Source organism: Mariniflexile soesokkakense, assembly GCF_039650365.1.
Lineage (GTDB): Bacteria > Bacteroidota > Bacteroidia > Flavobacteriales > Flavobacteriaceae > Mariniflexile > Mariniflexile soesokkakense.
In genome coordinates, this window is record NZ_JAZHYP010000002.1 from 72,027 (window position 1) to 91,063 (window position 19,037).

Annotated in this window: 16 protein-coding genes; 14 read left to right on the plus strand and 2 right to left on the minus strand. The window is 32.2% G+C overall.

The genetic code is table 11. From position 1 onward, the window contains the following. The first annotated feature begins 38 nt into the window (after positions 1–38). The 5 genes from VP395_RS04365 to VP395_RS04385 all read left to right on the plus strand — a co-directional run bounded on the left by VP395_RS04365 (position 39) and on the right by VP395_RS04385 (position 7,087). On the plus strand, positions 39–554 hold the full coding sequence (locus VP395_RS04365; RefSeq protein ID WP_346240510.1) for an RNA polymerase sigma factor: 516 nt from the start codon (positions 39–41) through the stop codon (positions 552–554). A gap of 102 nt (positions 555–656) precedes the next feature. After that, entirely contained in the window at positions 657–1,553 is an 897-nt protein-coding gene (locus tag VP395_RS04370; protein ID WP_346240511.1) for a FecR family protein, read from the plus strand. After that, the gene (locus VP395_RS04375; protein ID WP_346240512.1) at positions 1,546–3,900 is read left to right on the plus strand and encodes a TonB-dependent receptor plug domain-containing protein; all 2,355 of its coding nucleotides are present in this window, start codon (positions 1,546–1,548) and stop codon (positions 3,898–3,900) included. Before VP395_RS04370 ends, VP395_RS04375 begins: the two co-directional genes overlap by 8 nt. Before the next feature lie 87 nt (positions 3,901–3,987). Further along, positions 3,988–6,135: a cation:proton antiporter domain-containing protein gene (locus VP395_RS04380; protein WP_346240513.1), complete on the plus strand. Its 2,148-nt coding sequence runs from the start codon at positions 3,988–3,990 to the stop codon at positions 6,133–6,135. Positions 6,136–6,265: 130 nt separating this feature from the next. Continuing rightward, complete coding sequence (locus tag VP395_RS04385; RefSeq protein ID WP_346240514.1) at positions 6,266–7,087, plus strand: hypothetical protein; 822 nt, start codon at positions 6,266–6,268, stop codon at positions 7,085–7,087. 95 nt (positions 7,088–7,182) lie between these two features. Here VP395_RS04385 and VP395_RS04390 read toward each other — a convergent pair whose 3' ends face one another. Then, entirely contained in the window at positions 7,183–9,819 is a 2,637-nt protein-coding gene (locus tag VP395_RS04390; RefSeq protein WP_346241003.1) for a valine--tRNA ligase, read from the minus strand. A 314-nt stretch (positions 9,820–10,133) separates the two neighbouring features. Between VP395_RS04390 and VP395_RS04395 the strand changes: the two genes are divergently transcribed. Beyond that, the gene (locus VP395_RS04395) at positions 10,134–10,559 is read left to right on the plus strand and encodes a DUF1573 domain-containing protein (protein ID WP_346240515.1); all 426 of its coding nucleotides are present in this window, start codon (positions 10,134–10,136) and stop codon (positions 10,557–10,559) included. A 16-nt stretch (positions 10,560–10,575) separates the two neighbouring features. Here the strand turns inward: VP395_RS04395 and VP395_RS04400 are convergent, their stop codons facing one another. Next, entirely contained in the window at positions 10,576–11,952 is a 1,377-nt protein-coding gene (locus VP395_RS04400; RefSeq protein ID WP_346240516.1) for a PDZ domain-containing protein, read from the minus strand. 125 nt (positions 11,953–12,077) lie between these two features. Between VP395_RS04400 and VP395_RS04405 the strand changes: the two genes are divergently transcribed. The 8 genes from VP395_RS04405 to VP395_RS04440 all read left to right on the plus strand — a co-directional run bounded on the left by VP395_RS04405 (position 12,078) and on the right by VP395_RS04440 (position 19,019). Continuing rightward, complete coding sequence (locus VP395_RS04405; protein ID WP_346240517.1) at positions 12,078–13,268, plus strand: pyridoxal phosphate-dependent aminotransferase; 1,191 nt, start codon at positions 12,078–12,080, stop codon at positions 13,266–13,268. Continuing rightward, entirely contained in the window at positions 13,268–14,281 is a 1,014-nt protein-coding gene (murB, locus tag VP395_RS04410) for a UDP-N-acetylmuramate dehydrogenase (RefSeq protein WP_346240518.1), read from the plus strand. The genes VP395_RS04405 and murB overlap by 1 nt, the downstream gene beginning before the upstream one ends. A 66-nt stretch (positions 14,282–14,347) precedes the next feature. Then, positions 14,348–14,878: an RNA polymerase sigma factor gene (locus tag VP395_RS04415; protein ID WP_346240519.1), complete on the plus strand. Its 531-nt coding sequence runs from the start codon at positions 14,348–14,350 to the stop codon at positions 14,876–14,878. 10 nt (positions 14,879–14,888) lie between these two features. Further along, positions 14,889–15,677 (plus strand): anti-sigma factor domain-containing protein, encoded by a 789-nt coding sequence (locus VP395_RS04420; RefSeq protein WP_346240520.1) that lies wholly within the window; start codon positions 14,889–14,891, stop codon positions 15,675–15,677. 238 nt (positions 15,678–15,915) lie between these two features. Next, complete coding sequence (locus VP395_RS04425; RefSeq protein WP_346240522.1) at positions 15,916–16,119, plus strand: membrane or secreted protein; 204 nt, start codon at positions 15,916–15,918, stop codon at positions 16,117–16,119. A gap of 6 nt (positions 16,120–16,125) precedes the next feature. Beyond that, the gene (locus VP395_RS04430) at positions 16,126–17,238 is read left to right on the plus strand and encodes a glycosyltransferase (protein WP_346240523.1); all 1,113 of its coding nucleotides are present in this window, start codon (positions 16,126–16,128) and stop codon (positions 17,236–17,238) included. After that, a complete protein-coding gene (locus VP395_RS04435; protein ID WP_346240524.1) occupies positions 17,229–17,774 on the plus strand; it encodes an RNA polymerase sigma factor in 546 nt (181 codons plus the stop codon). Before VP395_RS04430 ends, VP395_RS04435 begins: the two co-directional genes overlap by 10 nt. Then, positions 17,775–19,019, plus strand: a complete 1,245-nt coding sequence (locus VP395_RS04440; protein WP_346240525.1) for an NRAMP family divalent metal transporter — start codon at positions 17,775–17,777, stop codon at positions 19,017–19,019. Positions 19,020–19,037: the final 18 nt, after the last annotated feature.

Here is a 19,037-nt window from a genome sequence, read left to right on the forward strand (position 1 = left end):
AAAAAACCTTATTTTAGTGGCACAATCAAACAATTATAATGACTAAACAACTACATGAAAATATTTGCGAAGAGCATTTGTTTTCTACTATATTCAATAAATATGCTAAAGATTTACACAACTTTTTATATTATAAGTATGGTGATTTGCTAAACCCAAAAGATAAAGTTCAGGAAGCTTTTATTAAACTTTGGGAAAATTGTGCTAAAGTAAGCCCCGAGAAAGCAAAGAGTTTTGTGTTTACTACTGCCAACAATTTAATGCTAAATGAAACTGCACACCAAAAGGTGGTATTAAAACACCAACAAACCAAACACAAAACCTATACCAACGAAAACCCTGAATTTATAATGCAGGAAACCGAGTATATGGAGAAACTGCAAAAAGCACTTTCTAACTTAACCGAAGCACAACGTGAAGCCTTTATGATGAACCGTGTGGAAGGCAAACGCTTTAAAGAAATTGCTGAAATATTAGACATCTCTACCAAAGCTGTTGAAAAACGTATTTACGGGGCGTTGGAAAAATTGCGGAAAGATATTAAGGAGTTATAATGATTTCAGATTGATTATTTATGAATTTGAAATTTAAAACTTTTTAAAAGTCAGGGTAGGAAAAAATAAAAGTTAACTGTTATATAATTGAATACATAAATAATGAACAGAGAAGAGTTAATATCGAAATGGTTAAATAACGATCTAAATGATCAAGAACTTGAAGCGTTTAAAACGCTTGAAGATTATAATGATTTAGTTAAGTTAAACAGTGGTGTACAAGCTTTTAAAGCTGCAGATTATAATGTATCTGCTGAATTAGAAACTGTTTTAAAAACCATTAAGACCACTAAAAAGCAACCAACTCATTGGGTAAAACCATTAATACGCATTGCAGCTATACTTGCTATTTGTTTCAGCTTATACTATTACACAACAACACTGGATACTACGGTCACTACCCAATTTGCACAAAAAACGCTCATTGAATTACCTGACAACTCTAGTGTTAATTTAAACGCAAAATCCCTCTTGGCATTCAATAAAAGTTCATGGAAAAACGAACGCGATGTTACCCTTGAAGGTGAAGCCTTTTTTAAAGTTGCCAAAGGGTCTACATTTAATGTTATAACAAAATCAGGAACCGTTACGGTTTATGGTACTCAATTTAACGTAAAACAACGGGACAATTATTTTGAGGTTATTTGCTACGAAGGTTTAGTTGGGGTTAGTTACAATTCTCAAGAAACGAAATTAAAACCTGGTGACAGTTTTTTAATTATCGATGGGGAACAAATTGCTAAAGAAAAAGAAAACCGCTCAACACCTTCGTGGCTAAATAACGAAAGCTCCTTTAATAGCATGCCTTACAAAGAAGTGGTTGCAGAATTTGAAAGACAATACCATGTAAATATTACGCTTTTAAATATCGATTCCAATCAGCTATTTACTGGCAGTTTTGCACATAACAATTTGGACGTTGCTTTAAAGGCCATTACATTACCTTTACACGTAACCTATAGTAAAACAAACCGCACTATAACATTAAAACGTGAGTAGAAAAGGACTCCTTTCTATTTTTTTATCATTGTTTTTTTTGAATGTTGCCACCCTAACAGCGCAATCTATTCAAAAAGAAAAGCAACCACTTGTAACCATTTTAAAAATTATTGAAGAAAAATACAGCATTCGTTTTTCTTATATAGATGAAACCATAAAAGAAATAGAAACACCCCTACCCGACTCTCATTTGGTATTAGAAGACGTTTTAGAATTTCTAAAAACAGAAACTTTATTAGATTTTGAATTGTTAGACAACCGATTTGTTGTTATCAAAAATAAAACCGTTACCCAACCCAGCGGTTTTAAAATGCAACGTTTAGAAGAAGTTACCATTAACAACTATCTCACCACCGGTATTACAAAATTAAATGATGGTTCTATTGCCATAAAACCCGAAACTTTTGGAATTCTTCCCGGTTTGATAGAACCTGATGTTTTACAAACCATTCAGGCACTTCCAGGTGTTTTAAGCACCGACGAAACCGTTTCAAACATTAACGTACGTGGTGGTACGCACGACCAAAACTTGCTTCTTTGGGATGGCATAAAAATGTATCAATCGGGTCACTTTTTTGGGCTAATTTCCGCTTTCAACCCTCATACCACAAAACGCATTCATATTTATAAAAATGGCACCAGCGCAAAATATGGCGATGGAATTTCGAGTATTATTGATATGCAATTGCCTAACGAAATTGACAACCAATTTAAAGCTGGCATAGGTTTTAATTTAATTAATGCGGATGGATTTGCTAAAATTCCGCTTTCAAAAAAAACCGAGTTACAATTATCTTCCCGCCGTTCGGTTACCGATTTAGTTTTAACCCCTACTTACGACCAGTATTTTAAACGTATTTTTCAAGATTCCGATTTAACCAAATCTAATAGAAATTCCATTTCACAAAACGAACAATTTTATTTTTATGATGTTACCTTAAAATTTTTATACGATATTTCTGAAAAAGACAAAATTCGACTTCATTTCTTAAATGTAAGCAATCGCTTAAACTACGACGAGCAATCTACTATTAACGATAGAAGTGAAGCCTTAAACAGCAAACTATCGCAACAAAACCTTGCCACTGGAATTACTTATACCAGAAATTGGAGCAAATCACTTTCTACAAGTTCACAAATTTGTGTATCAAATTATGATTTAGATGCCACCAATTACGATATTACAAACAATCTACGTTTAATTCAAGAAAATGAAGTTTACGATGGTTCAGCAAAAATGGATATTAATTTTGCACCCCACCATCAACTTAAAATAAATGGCGGTTATCAATTTACCGAAGTTGGCATAAGTAATTTAGAAGATGTCAATAACCCTGTTTTTAGAAGCTATATTAAAGAGGTGATTCGCAGTCATGCTGTTTATGCCGAAACAAATTTGCTATCTACCAACACAAAAACAAATTTAAAATTAGGTGCCCGATTAAATTACATACAAAAATTCGACATGCTTTTTGCCGAACCGCGATTAAGCTTTAGCCAGCGTTTTTTTAATAATTTCAGACTTGAAATTTTGGGTGAATTTAAAAGTCAGACTACCACGCAAATTATCGATTTGCAAAACGATTTTTTAGGTATAGAAAAGCGCAGATGGGTTTTGGCTAATAACAATGATGATCTTTTTATTGACGATGATGGCAGAACGATATATCCTGTTCCCGTTTTAAAAAGCAAACAGGCATCGGCAGGTATTCATTTCAATAAAAACAAATTACTCATCAGTGCAGAAACTTATATAAAAAAAGTAGATGGTATTACCACTCGTAGCCAAGGATTCCAAAATCAATATCAATTTGTAAATAGCACGGGCAGTTATGAAATTAAGGGTGTCGATGTGCTTTTAAACAAACAATTTACCAATATAATAAGCACATGGGTTTCATATTCATACAACACAAACAATTACAGATTTGACACTTTAAACAATGGAAAATCCTTCCCTAACAATGCCGATATAAAACATGCCGTTACATTTGGAGGCACATATACTTACAATAGCTTCAAATTTGCATTAGGTTTAAATTGGCATTCTGGAAAACCTACTACTACGCCAAGTTCAAATGACACCCCAAACGATGATGTGATAACTTATCAAAACCCCAATAGCTCAAATTTAAAAGATTACTTACGCACTGATTGTTCCGCAACTTACCTATTCAATATTTCCAATACTTCTAAGGCAACTGTTGGAGCTTCAATTTGGAATATTTCAAACGAAAAAAACATTTTAAACACCTATTACACCTTAGATAGTGAAAACAATGTTACTAAAGTGGAAAACCATTCCTTAGGCATCACCCCAAACATTAGTTTTAGAGTTCATTTTTAAACCCTGTTGAAAATAAAATAGGCAACTATTTTATTTTGAAAAACGGAACAAACCATTTCATATATTTGGTTAAAAATTATGAGGGTCATGCTACTAATAAACATTTTAGACAACTCACTTCCGTTCACCAATCCGGTATTAAAGTTTCTTATTATTTTAATCATCATCTTGCTAGCTCCAATACTTCTTAATAAATTAAAAATCCCACATATTTTAGGACTTATTGTAGCGGGTGCAGTTATTGGCCCTAACGGATTTAATTTATTACTACGCGATAGCAGTATCATTCTATCGGGTACAGCAGGCTTGCTCTACATTATGTTTCTAGCTGGTTTAGAAATAGACATGAACGAATTCAAAAAAAACAAATTTAAAAGTTTGTTGTTTGGATTGTTTACATTTTCAATCCCCATGACTTTCGGTATATTAGTAGGTGTTTTTATACTCAAATTTTCTGTGCTCACATCCGTATTACTTGCCAGTATGTTTGCTTCACATACCTTAATAGCTTACCCCATTTTAGGAAAATTCGGCATTACTAAAAACCGCTCAGTTAACCTTGTGGTTGGTGGCACTATGATAACCGATACGCTAGCGCTTTTGGTACTCGCCATTATTGTTGGCATGACTAAAGGCACAACAAATTCAGAGTTTTGGATTCAATTATTTATATCGGTTATTGTTTTTGGCTTTGTTGTTTTACATATATTCCCAATTATTGGCAGATGGTTTTTTAAGCGATGTCACGACCATATTTCACAATATATTTTTGTTTTAGTCATTCTATTTCTAGGTGCTTTTTTAGCTGAAGTGGCGGGTGTGGAAGCCATCATTGGTGCATTGCTTTCCGGTTTTGCACTAAACAGATTAATTCCACCAACATCGCCATTAATGAACCGCATTGAGTTTGTTGGAAACGCCATTTTTATTCCATTTTTCTTAATTGGCGTTGGTATGTTAATAGATTACCGTGCCTTTTTTACGGATTTTGAAACCATTTTAGTTGCTATTGTTATGACGATTGCCGTAACCTTAGCCAAGTTTATAGCAGCTTGGGCAACACAAAAATCGTTTAAATTCTCTGTAGATGAACGCCGAATTATTTTTGGCTTAAGCATTGCACATGCTGCCGTAACCTTAGCAACCGTATCGGTGGGATACAACATAATTATTGGAGAAACCGCCACAGGAGAACCTATAAGATTATTGGGGGAAAGCATTTTAAATGGAACGATTATTATGATTTTAGTAACCTGTACCATTTCAACTTTCGTAGTTCAAAAAGGCTCTAGAAATCTATCGTTACTCCAATCTACCGCAAAAGACAAAACAAATGTGGCCAACAAAGAAAAAATACTCATTGCCATTAACAATGTCGATACTGTTGAAGAATTAATTAGTTTAAGTACCATTATAAAATCGAAAGAAAACAAAAACGCGCTATTTGCATTACATGTAATTAACAACAACACTACCGATGTTAATGCTGAAACAAATGCTGTTAAAATATTGGACAAAGCCCTGAAAATTGGTGCATCCACTGATATAAAACTTAATAAATTGCTACGCTATGATTTGAATATTATGAATGGTATTTTAAACGTTGCCAAAGAAAAAAAGGCAACTGATTTAGTTTTGGGTTTACACGTTAAAACAAATATCTCTGAATCGTTTTTAGGCAGTTTAACCGAAGGTGTTTTATCTAAATGCAATGCCACCAGCTTTATATACAACCCATCGCAACCCATTGCGACTATAAAAAGACATATTGTTATTATGCCAAACCATGTAGAAAATGAAATTGGATTTCCTTTTTGGCTGGATAATATTTGGAATATCTCCTATAATACCAGTACTAAAATAATTTTTTATGGTACCGAGCAAACCATAAAAGTGATTCAAAATATTCATGAAGAACACCCTATTGATGCCGATTTTATAACTTTCGACAGCTGGAATAATACAAAAGCGCTATCGAGCAATATTAAGTTAGATGATAATTTAATATTCATTTTAACAAGAAAAGACGAACCTTCCTATAATAAGAACATAAAAAACATTTCCATTTACCTAAACCGCTATTTTAAATCGAATAATTTTATTTTGGTTTGCCCCATTATGAAAACAGACAGTATTAATGATACTATTGAGTTTAACAACCCTTCTTTATTAGAACCGATAGAAAAACTAGATGAAATTGGAAAAACTATTGCAAGTGTGTTTCGTAAAAAGTAATATTTTGATTAGCAGTAAAAATTGAAATTAGATAATTCAAAACTATATAGACATTGTAAATAATCATTTCTTCTTAAATATGATTTTCACTTTTAGCCTATTTAATATAACATCTTATATTTAAAAACTTATGCATAATAAAAAATTCATCATTCTCCTGTTGTTATTCTCAGCGTGTAAAAACTATAAACATTTTTATAATCCTGAAGCTATTAAATCTGATGCAAAAAGAATTGAATCCATTAGTTATTCATTTGTTATAGATGATACTACCAACACATTTAGCCCTTCTGTTAAATCTGAAGAACTATTTGACAAAAAGAGACGAATAGTCAAGACTTTGATTTTTGACACAAAAGGAAACTGTAATTTGTGGATTGACTTTAAATATTCAAAAAAAGGAACTTTAATTAAGAAAACCTGTTTCAACAAAGATAGTTCCATAAATAATTTTAGCTCGTATGAGTATGAAAAAAATACAATGCGACTAAAAAAATACACTAAACAAAAAAAAGAAACTACGTATTTCCTTAATGAATATGATAAAAAAAGAAACTCATTAGAAATTCGGCAAATTTATAACGATTCTTCAGTTATTAACAGTATTATATCCTTTGATAAAAAAGGTAGAATAATAGAAATCAAAAGGTATAAAAATCCAAATCAACTATCTTCTATCACGAATAACACTTACGATATTAATGGAAATCTAATTGAGAAATCTAATAGGAATATTTCAAAGAAAATATTATATCTAAACACTTACAGTTACGACACCAATGACAATCAAATTTCTGTAAAAAGCCACAAAATTAAAGACAATGATACTACGCTTAGATTTATAAAAGAGATAGAAAATACTTATAATAAAAAACAAAAACTTGTTAAATCAACAATGAAAACAACTCAAAAAGCAACAACTTATGTCGATGAATGGTCATATTTTTATTAGTTGATCAAAATTAAAACAATTAATTCTTAAGTTTTGCTTATTACCTTTTCATAAATAATCCATTTAACTTTTCAGCAAACAAACATCCAAAACTCTTACCCCAAACTAGCTAAACTGGCTTTCAACGTTTCAATTTTGGCCAAAGCATCAGCTTCCTTATTGCGTTCGTTAGTAATTACTTGTTCAGGCGCACCAGCAACAAAACGCTCGTTTGAAAGTTTCTTTTGTACTGATTTCAAAAAGCCTTCCGTATAATTTAATTCTTCAGTTAGTTTTTTAATTTCTGCCTCCACATCAATACTTCCAGCCATAGGAATAAAATACTCATTCGATTTGACTCTAAAACTTAAAGCACCATCAACCGCTTCATTCACATAGTTGATGCTTTCAAGGTTACCTAATTTGCTAATAATCGCATCAAAAGACGTGCTTGTTTTATCATTATTTATCACCGAAAAACCAATAGCATCTTTAAACGCAATGTTCTTTTCTTTTCTAATATTTCTGATGCCTGAAATAACTTCCGAAGCAAATTCAAACTCGGTTATCAACGTTTCATTAACAGATTTCGCTTTTGGCCATGATGACACAATTAATGCTTCTTCCGGTGTGCGTTCTGCTATATAATGCCAAATATCTTCAGTTAAAAATGGCATAAACGGATGTACTATTTTTAAATTTTCTTCAAAAATAGCAATGATAGATTTATACGTTACCGCATCTATTGGTTGTTGGTAGGCTGGTTTTACCATTTCTAGTAACCAACCACAAAAATCGTCGTAAATTAATTTGTAAATAGCCATTAATGCATCCGATAATCTGTATTTACTAAAATGGTCTTCAATTTCTATTAAGGCCTTTTGGAATTTTGACTCGTACCAATCAATCGCTATTTTACTAGAATTTGGTTGTGAAATGGCATTATCAATGTCCCAACCATCAACCAATCGGTAAGCATTCCAAATTTTGTTTCCAAACCCTTTTCCTTGCTGGCAAAGCGTTTCATCAAACATTAAATCGTTTCCTGCAGCACTACTTAAAAGCAAACCAACACGAACACCATCGGCACTGTATTCTTCAATTAATTTTAAAGCATCCGGCGAATTCCCTAAAGATTTGCTCATTTTTCGGCGTTGCTTATCGCGAACCAAGCCTGTTAAATACACGTTATTGAATGGCTTTTCGCCTTTATATTCGTAACCAGCAATAATCATACGGGCTACCCAGAAAAATAAAATATCTGGACCAGTAACCAAATCGTTGGTTGGGTAATAGTATTTTATATCGACATTTTCTGGATTTCGAATGCCATCAAACACGCTCATTGGCCATAACCATGAGCTAAACCAAGTATCTAACGCATCGGTATCTTGACGTAAATTGTCTATTGATAGCTGTTGATTATTGGTTTTTTGTTTTGCTAATTCTAAAGCAGTTTCAATGGTTTCAGCAACTACAAAATCTTCTTTTCCATCACCATAATAGTATGCTGGAATTTGTTGTCCCCATAATAATTGACGTGAAATATTCCAGTCTCGGATATTTTCCATCCAATGACGATAGGTGTTTTCAAACTTCTTTGGAAACAATTTAATTTCAGAATCGTCACCTAAAACCGCCTCAATAGCTGGTTTTACTAAATCTTGCATTTTCAAAAACCACTGGTCGCTTAATCGTGGTTCAATAACCGCTTTGGTTCTTTCTGAAGTTCCAACTTTGTTAATATGCGTTTCGGTTTTAACCAATACACCACTTGCTTCTAGCTCTTGAACAATTTCCTTTCTAACAACAAATCGATCTTTACCCTGATAATGCAAACCAAAACTATTTAAACTAGCGTCCTCATTAAAAATATCGACAACTTCTAAGTTGTGTTTATCACCTAAATTCTTATCGTTTTCATCGTGAGCCGGCGTTACTTTTAAGCAACCTGTACCAAATTCAACATCTACATAGTCGTCTTCAATAATAGGAATGATGCGATTGCAAATAGGCACAATGGCTTTTTTACCTTTTAAGTGTGTAAAACGTTCATCATTCGGGTTAATGCAAATAGCGGTATCACCAAAAATAGTTTCCGGACGTGTTGTAGCTATGGTTAAAATATCGTTACTGCCTTCAATTTTATAGTTTAAATAGTACAGACTCCCTTGTTTTTCCTCATATATCACTTCCTCATCAGAGAGTGTTGTTTTGGCTTCAGGATCCCAATTTACCATACGGTAACCACGATAAATGAGTCCTTTGTTATGTAAATCAACAAAAACCTTAATTACCGCTTCACTCATATCGTCATCCATGGTGAATTTGGTTCTATCCCAATCGCAAGAACACCCTAGTTTTTTAAGTTGCTCAAGGATTACACCTCCATATTCGTGCGTCCATTCCCATGCATGTTTTAAAAATTCCTCGCGCGATAAATCATTTTTATCAATGCCTTGCTCCTTAAGTTTAGCAACAACTTTTGCTTCAGTAGCAATAGATGCGTGATCGGTTCCAGGTACCCAACACGCATTTTTTCCTTGTAAACGCGCTCGACGAATCAATACATCTTGAATAGTATTATTCAACATATGCCCCATATGCAATACACCAGTAACGTTTGGCGGCGGAATTACAATGGTATATGGTTCTCTTTCGTCTGGTTCTGAATGAAAATAATTATGTTCCATCCAGTAGTCATACCACTTAGATTCTACCTGACTTGCATCGTATTTTGAAGGCATTTGCATACTTTGGAATAGTTTTTGAATAATAATTTGCAAAAGTACTTATATTTCTTTTTCTATAAAAGATATAATACAGATTGATAAAGCCAATACTGTATTATTTTAACAATTTTTAAGAATTATAATAGAAAAGTTATATGTACATTTAACCAACGATTTTGCGTAAAACAAGCGCTTTATCTATTTTTTTTGCTCTTTATAGAAAAAATAAGTATGTTTGGAGTGAATTTTAATGCAAAAAAGATTATTTAAATAGCTTAAATGACTGAGTTATTAACATATAAAAGAAGCAAAACAACAAAACAAATACAATAACAATGAAAAAATTATTTACAATTTTATTTATCGGATTAATAAGTTTAGCTATTAATGCACAAGACAAGGTAGCTAAAATAGAATTTAAATCGGACACAATAGATTATGGAACTATTGAAAAAGGTTCTAACGGTGTACGTGTTTTTGAATTTACAAACACAGGGAATGCACCTTTAATTATATCTAATGTTACTTCTAGCTGTGGTTGTACTATTCCAAAAAAACCCGAAGGGCCAATTTTACCTGGAAAAACTGGAGAAATTGAGGTAAAATATGACACCAATAGAGTTAACCCTATAAGAAAAACAATTACGGTTATCTCAAATGCAGATACACCAACTGTGGCTTTAAAAATTAAAGGTGAAGTTGTTGATACCAAAAACGCTAGTGTACTAGAAAAAACCAATAAAAGCATCGTACAGCAATAAAAAAATAAATTCCAATTTATAAAATCCCTAAGTACTTAGGGATTTTTTTTTTTTTAAATGGGTTTTCCAAATTAAAGCTAAAATTCAACACTTTTCCGTTTCTATCTACTTTCAATCGTATATGTTTTCCGGAATCATCGTAAAACTCGTGCATAACGTCCTGCAATGAAAACTGATGTGTTGGTTTATTATTAATTCTTAAAACTACATCTCCAATAAGCAAACCTGCCTTTTTAGCCGGAGAATCGTTGCGCAATTCCACAATAGTGTAGGCTGGTTTTAATGACATTTTGTACTGGGTATCGATAACAATTTTAGTGCTGTTTATAGCATCATGGTTCCTTATCAACCCCGTTTTTTCTTTTAATATCCTATCATCTATTTCTTTAACAAACCTAACACCATCGTGTGCTAGTTCTATACCGCTTTTATTATAACTGAACTTTTCCTTAAACAAAGCATTTTTTTTAAGTGTGATAATCGCTTTTTGATAGTCGAAAATAATATTAAATCGTTTTAAAACATTTCCTGCCAAACTACCATTTCTATCCTTAAATTTTCTGGCAATTGAAATTGATGCACTATCTGGATAGGCAACATTGGCATTTTCTAAAACAAAACTCTTTAATGATAATGCATCAATTTTAGTACGCTTACCATACACACTCCCACTTAAACCATGTCCCAAAAAATCGTTAAAAAAAGCATTGCTTGATTTAATACCTAAAGAGTCGTTTTCAAACAACCAAAGTACATCACTTCCCCCAGAATCTATTAATAGTTTTACAGGTATTTTTTTACTATCAATAGTAACTTCTGCATTTATATATGGTTTCCCATTGTAGAATTCCAAATTAAAGGTCTCGCACTTTCCGCATTTTTTATATTTATAGGCTTCAGGTTCTGTTAATTTTAAATATTCCTTTGAATAATTCACTTCAACTATAAGATCACTAAAAATATCATTACCTATAATACCGTGCACGGGAAACCCTAATTTGGGAGCTAAATCTAAATTAGCCTCAAATATGGCATACAAATCCTGACTTAAATTTATAGCTTCACCTATTCTAATAATATTATTATTAGATTTTAATGCTTCAACCAATTCACCTTCTCCCAAGCCTCTTAAAAAAATAGTCTCAGTATTTTTTATTTTTAAAGTATCGGACACATTTAAAAAATTAAAAATAATGGGCTTACTCACCCCAGTATCCAATAAAAAAGATAGTGTAACGCCATTAATTTTTACTGGAATAATAATTAAATTATTTATAAGCTTAAACTTTATCTTATCTGATCTGTGTTTATTTTGAATAGTAAACCGCCCTTGCGAAAAAACAAGGTTACTTAATAATAAAACAAACATTATAAAAATCACAAACCTTTTCATAGTTGAAAACTAGGCTTTACATACACTTAATTTACAAATCTTTATGATACTAAGTTTATTTTAGTCAGCTTTTTAAAAAAACTTTAAGATAATTTTCTCAACTTTGCGCCTTATAATTAATAAAAATGCCAACTATATCTAGAAAAGGGCTTTTAATGCCCGAATCACCTATACGCAAATTAGTACCTTATGCAGAACAAGCTACTAAAGATGGAAAAACTATTTACTATTTAAACATAGGCCAACCTGATATAAAAACACCTGAAGTCGCCTTAAATGCAGTTAAGGAAAATGATATAGAAATACTTTCATATTCACGCTCTGAAGGGTCTGACACTTACAGAAAAAAATTAGCCGCTTATTATAATAAATTTGATATTAATGTGTCCCAAGAAGACATTATAGTAACTACTGGCGCTAGTGAAGGTTTACTTTTCTTGTTTAGCAGCATTATGGATCCGGGAGATGAAGTTATCATTTCCGAACCTTTTTATGCCAATTACATTGCGTTTTCAACCTCATCGGGCGTTAATGTTGTGCCTGCTATTTGTAGTATTGATGATAATTTCGCATTGCCTTCCATAGAAACTTTTGAAAAACTAATCACCCCAAAAACTAAGGCTATTTTAATTTGCAACCCAGGCAACCCAACAGGTTATTTATATTCAAAAGAAGAAATAGAAAAACTGGCTAAATTAGCAATTAAACACGATTTATTTTTGGTGGCTGATGAAGTGTACCGTGAATTTGTTTACGATGGCAACACCCACTACTCCATTATGCAGGTTGATGGATTGGAAGAACACGCCGTAGTAATAGATTCCGTTTCAAAACGATACAGTATGTGTGGTGCACGTGTAGGCTGTTTGGTTTCTAAGAACAAAACCGTTTTAAAAACGGTTTTAAAATTTGCTCAGGCACGTTTAAGTCCGCCAACATACGCACAAATTGCTAGTGAAGCAGCTTTAGACACTCCACAAAGTTATTTTGACGATGTTATTGAAGAATATGTGGGCAGACGCAACACGCTTATTAGTGAATTACAAAAAATAGACGGAGTAAAAGTAGCTAAACCAAAAGGTGCTTTTTATTGTATTGTGGAATTGCCTATAAAAAATTCGGATCATTTTGCACAATGGCTTTTAGAAAAATTTGATATTAATGGCGAAACCGTAATGGTTGCTCCTGCTGGCGGATTTTATTCCACACCAGGTTTGGGATTAAACCAAGTAAGAATTGCCTATGTTCTTAATAAAGAAAGCTTAATTAAAGCGGTTCATATTTTAAAAGAAGCTCTTAAAGTGTATAAAGACTAGTGCTAATAGAACAAAACATATCACTAAAATCTTATAATACTTTTGGTATTGATGTAACTGCAAGCCATTTTGTTTCGGTTTCCAATGTTGAAGAATTAAAACACATTTTATCTTTAAAAGAATACTCCAATAAACTTGTTTTAGGCGGTGGCAGTAATATGCTATTAACCCAGAATTTTAACGGACTTGTTATTCATATTAATTTAAAAGGTATAGAAATCGTTTCAGAAACTGAAGATTCTGTTTTAATAAAAGCTGCCGCGGGTGAAAACTGGCACGAGTTTGTACTTTGGTGTATCAACAACAATTTTGGAGGTCTTGAAAACTTGTCGTTAATTCCTGGTAATGTAGGTACAACTCCCATTCAAAACATTGGTGCTTATGGCGTGGAAATTAAAGATACTTTTGAATCTTGCGATGCTATTTCTATAGAAAACCTAGTTATAGAAACTTTCAAAAAGGAAGATTGCCAGTTTGATTATAGAAATTCCATTTTTAAAAATGAAGCCAAAGGCAAATATATCATCACTAATGTAATCTTCAAACTTAGTAAACAAAACCACAAGCTTTATATCAATTATGGCACAATTGCTTCTGAATTGGAAGCTATGAATATTAATGAACCCACTATTCAAGATATATCAAAAGCTGTCATTGCCATTCGTGAAAGCAAATTACCAAACCCAAAAATTATTGGCAATAGTGGTAGTTTCTTTAAGAACCCAGTAGTTTCAAAAGTACATTATAATAAACTACTTGAAAATTTTAATGATATTCCCAGTTACCCTGTTTCAGACAATGACGTAAAAATTCCTGCAGGTTGGCTTATTGAAAAAGCAGGTTTTAAAGGCAAGCGTTTTGGTGATTATGGCGTTCATAAAAACCAAGCTTTGGTACTTGTAAATTATGGAAATGCTAAAGGTTCAGACATTTTAAATCTTTCAGTTTTAATACAAGAAACCATTAAACGTCTTTTCGATATTTATATAGAAGCCGAAGTAAATATCCTATAATACCAAAGAAATTTCTAACTTTGACATTATAAACAGTACGTTTTTAACTTTTTAAACCTATTCACCTTGATTTCATCTATAGAAAAAGAAATAGTTGGTTTATTGGAACGTGGCGACAAAAAAGCCATTACCATACTGTATGAAAACTATGCAGATGCTTTATACGGTGTTATAAAAAAAATTATAGCCGACGATGATACGGCACAGGATGTACTTCAAGAAAGTTTTGTAAAAATATGGCGCTACTCAAAAAAGTACGATTCCAGTAAAGCTAAATTATTCACGTGGCTTTATAGAATTGCCTATAATACTGCTATAGATAAAGTTAGGTCGCAAAAAAACAAAGGCGGCAAGGAAGTCCAACTAGAAGATTCTAACGTATATAAGATATCGGCGGACGAATTAAATCAGGATGTTATGGATATGCAAAAACACCTGGGCAGTTTGGACGAAAAATATCAAATAGTAATAAATGCTCTCTTTTTTGAGGGCATGACCCAACAAGAAGCCAGCGAAGAATTAGATATTCCACTGGGTACTATAAAATCGAGATTAAAAATTGGATTGCGTGAATTGAAAAAAATTTATCATCCTTAAAAAAACAGTCATGAATGCGAAAATAACTACTTTTTTAAGTTCTGGCCTACTAGAAAAATATCTATTAGGTGAAACTACTTCTGCAGAGACAGATATGGTTGAGTCTTATATTTCAAAATATCCGGAAGTACAGAATGCATACAACACATTACAATACAACTTAGAAATAGTTGCTAAAAGCAATGCAGTTGAAGTCCCTAAAAGCATCTTAAATAATATTTTAGTTGAACTTGATGAAGCGCCTGTTGTAAATATGAACACTGCAACAAAACAAAAATTATGGTATAAATTTAGTGTAGCTGCCAGTATCGCTGCTCTAATATTTGCCGGAAATTCTTATTTTTTACATCTAAAAAACCAAAAGCTGGCCGATGAAAACCAAGTGGTTGTAGATGAAATTTTTGATTTACGTAGCGACATTGATGCCAACAACAAAAAGCTAGATGACATTATGAACCAATTTATGGAACTTAATGACCCTAATACTTATAAATACATTATGCAAGGCAATAGTCGTGCAAAAAATTTAAAAACGGTTGCTTATATAAATCCTAAAGAAAAAACATCGATGATCGATGTGGTGTCTTTACCAAAATTACCAGAAGACCAATGCTACCAAATATGGGCAGAGTTACAAGGCAAAATGGTAAGTCTTGGTATTTTAAATGAAGCCGATAGGCAACTTAGATTTTTACCTTATACTGAAAATGCACTAGCCTTAAACATCACTATTGAACCTAAAGGCGGAAACACAAGAGCGTCTCTAGATAATATGGTAGCCGAAATAGATTTACAATAGATTTAATAGCAAAATCCCTCAAGAAAAGCCTCATTTTAAATATTGAATGAGGCTTTTTTTTATGACTACATTTAATTCCTCATCAATTAATAAACTTTTATAAATTATTATCTAAATACTTTATCTTTGCAGTAAATTATAAAAAAACAGATAAAACATCCATTACTAAAATTTCAGCATACATAAGAATGGTAATATGGATGCAACATCTAACCTATAAAAAAACAATAAAAAACAGATGAAACTTCTTTTAATAACAATCGCCTTATTGGGATTAGGAATTGCAGGAATTGCCATAAAAATTTGGGCTAAAAAAGACGGCAAATTTTCTGGCACATGTGCAAGCCAAAACCCCATGCTTAATAAAAATGGTGATAGCTGTGGTTTTTGCGGAAAAACACCGGAACAATTTGGTGATTGCAACGAACCTCAACACTCATAGTTTTATATGGGTTTTCTTGATTTTGTTTACTATAGCTTTATTGCTGTAGTAGTTATTCAAGTTGTTTATTATGTTTTTTTCTTCTCTAAGTTTGCATTTATAAAACCCGAAAAAGAACAAACAAAAAAACTTTCTGTTTCGGTAATTATTTGTGCTAAAAACGAAGCTAAAAATCTTCAAAATTTTTTACCTTCAATTATTTCCCAAATTTATCCCGATTTTGAAATTGTTTTAATTAACGATGCTTCTACAGATGACACACTTGAAGTTATAGAAGCCTTTGCTGCAGAACACAACAATATTAAAATTGTTGATGTTAAGAATATAGAAGCATTTTGGGGCAACAAAAAATATGCCCTAACACTTGGGATTAAAGCTTCAAAAAATGATTATCTTTTATTTACAGATGCCGATTGCAAACCTGTTTCAAAATATTGGATACACAATATGTGTACTCATTTTACTGATAAACAAAGCATTGTTTTAGGATACGGCGCTTATTCAAAAATAAAAAAATCATTTTTAAATAAACTTATTCGATTTGAAACTTTAGTTACAGCGGTTCAATATTTTTCGTTTGCGAAAGTTGGTATTCCATATATGGGGGTTGGTAGAAATTTAGCTTATGCAAAAAAAGAATTTTTTAATGCCAATGGCTTTATTAACCATATAAAACTACGATCGGGTGATGATGATCTATTTATAAATCAAGTCGCAACCAAAGACAATACAGCCATTTGTTTTTCTGAAAACAGTTTTACTCTATCATTACCAAAAACAAACTTTAAGGACTGGATTAAACAAAAAAGACGCCATATTTCAACAGCTAAATATTATAAATTAAACCATAAAATCTTATTAGCCCTGCTTTACAGTACTCAATTAATATTTTGGGTAATTGCACCCATTCTCCTTATTACCACATTTAAATGGCAAATTGTAGTTGGTTTAATATTAATAAGGCTTACGCTGCAATACACGATTTTTGGCTTATCATCGAAAAAATTGGGAGAACAAGACCTTTTAATCATGCTTCCATTTTTAGAAGTTTTTTTAATTATAACGCAATTAACTATCTTTATAAACAATCTTATCTCAAAACCCAATCATTGGAAGTAAACGAAGCTATTAAACGTGCAAAAGAAAACGACCAAAAAGCGTTTAATTTTTTGTTAGACACCTTTTGGGATGACGTTTATGGTTTTCAATTAAAGCGGATTCAAAATGAAAATGATGCAGAAGACATAACCATTCAAACATTTTCGAGAGCCTTTGACCGAATTGAAACCTTCGACAGTAATTACAAGTTTAAAACCTGGTTAATTACCATTTCAAAAAACATCCATATAGATTTATTGAGAAAGGAAAAAAATTCTATTTCACAAATCATTTCTAATGATGATAAATCGGTATATCAAATTTTAGATGAATCGCCATCGCCCGAAGATGAACTTATAACCGAGCAACACTTAGCCAAACTTCTTCGTGATATTAAAAAATTGAAGCCACATTATCAAGAAATTATAAATTTACGTTACTTTCAAGAGTTGAGCTATAAAGAAATTTCTATTCAACTTAAAGAGCCAATAAATAATGTAAAAGTGAAGCTATTGCGGGCAAAAAAATTATTAGCTGAAATTATTCAGGAAAAGTAGATGGTTACGAAACTTAAAAACCTAGGACCTGGTTTATTATTTGCTGGTGCGGCCATTGGTGTTTCACATTTAGTACAATCAACACGTGCTGGTGCCGATTTTGGTTTGGGTTTAATATGGGCATTACTTTTAGTAAACATATGTAAATACCCGTTTTTTCAATTTGGTCCTCGCTATGCAACCGCTACAGGCGAAAGTTTATTGGAAGGTTACAACAAATTAAGCAAAGGTGTTTTAGCTACCTATTATATTTTGAACTTAGCGGTTATGTTCACCATTCAAACAGCAGTAACCATTGTAACAGCAGGTTTAGCCTCTAGTCTTTTTGGCGATTTTAAAGCTTTTTCTATTGGAAACAAAACAATAACCAGTATTGAAATATGGACAGTCATTATACTTTTTATCTGTTTAATTATTTTAACCTTAGGCAAGTATAAAATACTTGATAGGTTAATGAAAATCATCATTATTACTTTAACCATTAGCACCATTTTAGCAGTTGGTATCGCACTAACAAATAACACCGAACCACTTTCATTTCAACAAGTGTTACCAACAAATACTTTAGAAATTGGGTTTCTTATAGCTTTTATGGGGTGGATGCCAGCACCTTTAGATGTTTCAGTATGGCAATCACTTTGGGCAATTGAAAAAAACAAAGAGACTAAAGAATATTCACCAAAATCGGCACTATTCGATTTTAATTTGGGTTATTTAAGCACCATAATTATAGGTATTGGCTTTTTGCTTTTAGGCACTTTAGTTATGTTTCATAGTGGGGAAACATTTAGCAGTTCGGCCAGTGTATTTTCAGGACAATTAATAAATATGTACACCAAAAACCTTGGAAACTGGGCATATATTGTAATTGGTATCGCTGCATTTACAACCATGTTTAGCACCACGTTAACAACCTTAGACGCGTCGCCAAGAGCTATGGCAAAGACCTCCAGTTTATTATTTAAAAAATCTTCAAAATTTAATTACACGTTTTGGATTACTTTATTATTCATTGGAACGGTTTTCATTTTTCTATTCTTAGCTTCAGAAATGGGTTTACTCATTAAAATAGCCACTATTCTTTCGTTCATTACAGCACCTTTTTATGCCATAATAAATTACACTTTAATTTCTAGCAACCACACGCCAAAAGAATGGCATCCATCAAAAAAACTACATCTATTAAGTTTATTAGGTATTGCTTTTTTAATAGGATTTAGTGTGTGGTATCTCATGTCTTTATAAGATACTTTTAAAAGAATA

Bases quoted from the DNA above. Each gene is read 5' to 3' on its own strand.
- VP395_RS04370 (WP_346240511.1), top strand. From the start codon at position 657: ATGAACAGAGAAGAGTTAATATCGAAATGGTTAAATAACGATCTAAAT.
- VP395_RS04425 (WP_346240522.1), top strand. From the start codon at position 15,916: ATGAAACTTCTTTTAATAACAATCGCCTTATTGGGATTAGGAATTGCA.
- VP395_RS04380 (WP_346240513.1), top strand. From the start codon at position 3,988: ATGCTACTAATAAACATTTTAGACAACTCACTTCCGTTCACCAATCCG.
- VP395_RS04365 (WP_346240510.1), top strand. From the start codon at position 39: ATGACTAAACAACTACATGAAAATATTTGCGAAGAGCATTTGTTTTCT.
- VP395_RS04405 (WP_346240517.1), top strand. From the start codon at position 12,078: ATGCCAACTATATCTAGAAAAGGGCTTTTAATGCCCGAATCACCTATA.
- VP395_RS04395 (WP_346240515.1), top strand. From the start codon at position 10,134: ATGAAAAAATTATTTACAATTTTATTTATCGGATTAATAAGTTTAGCT.
- VP395_RS04390 (WP_346241003.1), bottom strand. From the start codon at position 9,819: ATGCAAATGCCTTCAAAATACGATGCAAGTCAGGTAGAATCTAAGTGG.
- VP395_RS04440 (WP_346240525.1), top strand. From the start codon at position 17,775: ATGGTTACGAAACTTAAAAACCTAGGACCTGGTTTATTATTTGCTGGT.
- VP395_RS04430 (WP_346240523.1), top strand. From the start codon at position 16,126: ATGGGTTTTCTTGATTTTGTTTACTATAGCTTTATTGCTGTAGTAGTT.
- VP395_RS04420 (WP_346240520.1), top strand. From the start codon at position 14,889: ATGAATGCGAAAATAACTACTTTTTTAAGTTCTGGCCTACTAGAAAAA.
- VP395_RS04385 (WP_346240514.1), top strand. From the start codon at position 6,266: ATGCATAATAAAAAATTCATCATTCTCCTGTTGTTATTCTCAGCGTGT.
- VP395_RS04400 (WP_346240516.1), bottom strand. From the start codon at position 11,952: ATGAAAAGGTTTGTGATTTTTATAATGTTTGTTTTATTATTAAGTAAC.